The sequence below is a fragment of the Desulfovibrio sp. 1214_IL3152 genome, from assembly GCF_036763055.1.
Classification (GTDB): domain Bacteria; phylum Desulfobacterota; class Desulfovibrionia; order Desulfovibrionales; family Desulfovibrionaceae; genus Desulfovibrio.
In genome coordinates, this window is sequence record NZ_JBAIYW010000576.1 from 1 (window position 1) to 3,961 (window position 3,961).

The 3,961-nt window shown below is 59.8% G+C and carries 4 protein-coding genes and 1 pseudogene; 3 read left to right on the top strand and 2 right to left on the bottom strand.

Translation table 11 applies throughout. The features are described from left to right. A pseudogene (locus V6C07_RS12155) lies at positions 1-318 on the bottom strand (PAS domain-containing sensor histidine kinase); the annotation flags it as partial. A gap of 67 nt (positions 319-385) precedes the next feature. Further along, complete coding sequence (locus tag V6C07_RS12160; RefSeq protein WP_333536743.1) at positions 386-1,063, bottom strand: response regulator; 678 nt, start codon at positions 1,061-1,063, stop codon at positions 386-388. A gap of 391 nt (positions 1,064-1,454) precedes the next feature. Between V6C07_RS12160 and V6C07_RS12165 the strand changes: the two genes are divergently transcribed. The 3 genes from V6C07_RS12165 to pstA all read left to right on the top strand — a co-directional run. Then, entirely contained in the window at positions 1,455-2,303 is an 849-nt protein-coding gene (locus tag V6C07_RS12165; protein WP_333536744.1) for a PstS family phosphate ABC transporter substrate-binding protein, read from the top strand. Between the two features lie 113 nt (positions 2,304-2,416). Continuing rightward, on the top strand, positions 2,417-3,307 hold the full coding sequence (gene pstC / locus V6C07_RS12170; RefSeq protein WP_333536745.1) for a phosphate ABC transporter permease subunit PstC: 891 nt from the start codon (positions 2,417-2,419) through the stop codon (positions 3,305-3,307). Between the two features lie 128 nt (positions 3,308-3,435). Beyond that, on the top strand, positions 3,436-3,961 hold a 526-nt coding region (pstA, locus tag V6C07_RS12175; protein ID WP_333536746.1), incomplete at its 3' end, for a phosphate ABC transporter permease PstA.

Genomic DNA, 3,961 nt, shown 5'->3' on the forward strand with positions numbered 1-3,961 from the left:
GTCGGCGTGGTTGTCCAGACGAGTCACGGGCTGCGCGTCGGGCGCGGTATCGCCGAGCACGTACCCCTGCGGGTCCAGCAGGGAAAGACGCTCTTCGGGCATATCAAGAATGGCGGCAAGGCGCGTCAGCCCGGCCGTATGGTCACCCATACCGTCCAGAATAACTCCGGCCAGCGCTGTTTCACGCACCAGACGTTCGCGCGCCGACTCAAGCTGTACTTTTTCAAACCAGGCTTTGCCGTAAAAAACGGCCACGGCTATGGAAACCAGGGCCACAAACAGCATGCCGCCAAAAATTCTGGTTCTGAATGAAAGCATATCTCCCGCCAATGCGGCCATGCCGCCGTATCTGCCCGGACGCATCGCAAGGCGCGTACCCGGACGGCTATTCCTTGATTCTGTAGCCTACCCCGCGCACGGTCTCCAGCATGGAGGACGCATCGCCCAGCTTGGCGCGCAGACGGCGCACATGCGTGTCCACCGTACGGGCGTATCCCTCAAAGGAATAGCCCCACACCTTGTTGAGCAGTTGCTCGCGTGTGCGCACCGACCCGGCATGGCGCAGCAGGTCTTCCAGCAGGCGAAATTCCGTGGCTGTCAACTGTAATTCTTCGCCCTGCGCTTCCGCAGCATGGGCATCGGGCCGCAGGCGAATGCCGTGACGCTCCAGCACCGGGCTTTCATCATTTCTCGTTCCGCGTCGCAATACGGCCCGTATGCGCAGCATAAGCTCACGCACGCTGAAAGGCTTGACCACATAGTCATCAGCCCCAAGGCTCAGGCCCACCACGCGATCCATCTCTTCACCTCTGGCCGTGAGCATCAGCACGGGGATATGGGCGGTTTCGGCCTGCGCACCCAAAAGGCGGCAGACCTCAAATCCGTCCGGGCCGGGCATCATGACATCCAGCAACAAAAGAGCAGGCAGATGCTGACGGGCCAGTCTGAGCGCCTCGTTGCCATCGGCCGCCTCCAGAACGCTGAAACCCTCACGCTCCAGATTAAAGCGCAAAAGCTCGCGGATATCGGCTTCATCTTCAACTATCAATATCTGTTGGCTCATAGTGCACACCTCTGTGACGCAGCCCGAGTAAAGCGTTTCTTTGCGCCAATGTGATGGTAGCTTTGTTACATTTGCGTGACATGGCGAACCACCTGAAAAAGCATGCCTCACCGGGCATGGCAAATCAATTGACGCCTTTTCCGGGCTTCCCCGCCCCATATCGGTCAACCCGATCCATATCCCCAGACCGGCATACTCGCCATGCCCACGCAATACGGGCAGCGATATTCCGCAAAACTCTCTGCGCGGGCTGCGGTATGGCCTGACGTCCTTTCACGCAGTCTTCGTGTTTCCGTCATCATTCTGTAACAGAGGCGGGCCAAAAGAAAGGCACGGCAAACAAATGCCGCGGGTGGAATTTTTTCACCCCTGATAAAACCAGGAGAAACTCATGTCTTTTGATCTCAAAAAACGCGTTTCCCGTTACAGCGGCAGGCTCGCGGCCTGCGCTCTGGCCGTGCTTTTCTGGAGCGCTTCGGCCTCCGCCGCCCAGCAGGTCATCATCAACGGCTCCACCACCGTGCTGCCCGTGGTGCAAAAAGCCGGTGAAGCTTTCATGGCCTCTCACCCCGGCACGGAGCTGAGCATTTCCGGCGGCGGCTCCGGCAACGGCATCAAGGCGCTCATTGAAAAACAGTGCGACGTAGCCATGAGTTCGCGCGACATCAAAGACAAGGAAAAGGACGCCGCAGCCAAAAACGGCATTACGCCCCTGCGCACGGCCATAGCCATTGACGCCATTGTGCCTGTGGTCAACCCGGCCAATAAGGTGGGCGCTCTCACCCTTGCGCAGTTGCGCGACATTTACACCGGAAAAATCACCAACTGGAAAGACCTTGGCGGCGAAGACGCTCAGATTGTGGCGATCTCGCGCGATACTTCTTCCGGCACGTTTGAATCCTGGGAAGAGCTTGTCATGAACAAGGAGCGCGTCAGCCCCAGGGCGCTCATGCAGGCTTCCAACGGGGCCGTGGTGCAGACGGTGAGCAAAAACAAGAACGCCATCGGCTATGTGGGTCTGGGTTATGTGGACAAGTCCACCAGAGCGGTCACGGTTGAAGGCGTAAGCCCCAGCGCCGAAACGGCCCTTTCCAAACAGTGGCCCATCGCCCGTGAACTGTACATCTTCACCAGCGGCGCGCCTGAGGGCGCGGTGAAAGAATTTGTGGAATACCTGGTAGCGCCCGACAAGGGCCAAAAGGATGTGCTCGCTGTGGGCTACGTGCCCCTGAGCAAATAAACAACGGACAAAAAATCCTTGCAGGGCGCGGGCAGGCCGGACACCGCAAACCGGCCTGCCCTGCCCTTGCCACACCGTGCAATGGACGCGCCTGCGCGTCAGGAGAACGGCCCATGCGTTCCACAGACCTGAAAGAAAAACTGGTTCGCTGTATACTCGCCGGCATGGCGGGCAGTTCGCTGCTGGCCCTGGCCGGTATCGTCATATTTCTGTTTATGGAAGGCCTGCCGCTCTTTGCGCATTATCCCGTCACGGATTTTCTTTTCGGTCGCCTGTGGTACCCCACCGAAGACCCTGGCCTGTTCGGCATTTTCCCCCTGCTGATAGCCTCGCTGGCGGTAACGCTTTTTTCCTCACTGCTGGCAGTGCCGCTGGGCGTGCTCACAGCCGTATACCTTACGGAAATTGCCCACCCTGCCGTGCGCCGCATCATCAAGCCCTTTGTGGAACTGCTGGCCGCCCTGCCCTCGGTGGTGCTGGGTTTTCTGGGCATGGTGGTGCTGGCCCCCATGCTGCAGGACTATCTGGGCGCGGCAACAGGCCTGAACCTGCTCAATGCCTCTGTAGTGCTGGCCTTCATGAGCGTGCCCACCATCTGTTCGGTTTCCGAAGACGCGCTTTACAGTGTTCCGCGCGACCTGCGCGAGGCGTCGCTGGCGCTCGGGGCCACGCGCTGGCAGACCACGGTGCGCGTTGTCATTCCGGCGGCGCTTTCGGGCATAGGCACGGCGGTCATGCTCGGCATGTCGCGCGCCATCGGAGAAACAATGGTGGTGCTTATGGTGGCGGGCGGCGCAGGCATCATTCCCACATCATTGCTTGATCCTGTACGCCCCATGCCCGCATCCATTGCCGCCGAAATGGCCGAGGCCCCCTTTCGCAGCGAACACTATCACGCACTTTTTGCCATCGGCATCGTGCTCTTTTTGCTCACACTGGCCTTTAACATGCTGGCAGCCCATATTGCCGAGAAACACCGTCAGGCCGGTACTTCGAGCCTGTAACAATACCGCGGGAATCGGGGAAAAACATGTCACAGCCCATATGGCCCGGTCAGACCGGCACTCCGGACACGCCGCAAAAACGCTTTACGCCAACAAGCGGCAAGGCGCGCGGTCGCGCACAAAACCTCATGTTCCTCTTTTTGCGGGGTGTGGCAGCATGCAACGTGCTGGCCCTTGTAACCGTGTGCGGCTTTCTGCTCTATCACGGCCTGCCCGCCCTCAGTTGGGAATTCATAAGCCAGACCCCCCGCAGCATGATGACCGAAGGCGGCATACTGCCCTGCATTATCGGCACGGCCATCCTTTCGCTGGGGGCGCTGCTGCTGGCTTTTCCCCTGGGCGTGGCCTCGGCCGTTTACCTGCATGAATACGCCAAACGAAATGCCTTTGCGCGCTACGTTCGCCTGGGCGTCAACAATCTGGCCGGGGTTCCTTCCGTGGTTTTCGGCCTTTTCGGCCTGTCATTTTTTGTGACTTTTTGCGGCTTCGGGGTCAGCATCCTCTCCGGCGTGCTCACCCTCGCCGTGCTCACCCTGCCCGTCATCATCGGCACGGCCGAAGAGGCCCTGCGCAATGTGCCTGATACCTATCGCGAAGCCTCGCTGGCCCTGGGGGCCAACAAATGGCAGACCATCAGCCGCGTGGTGCTGCCCT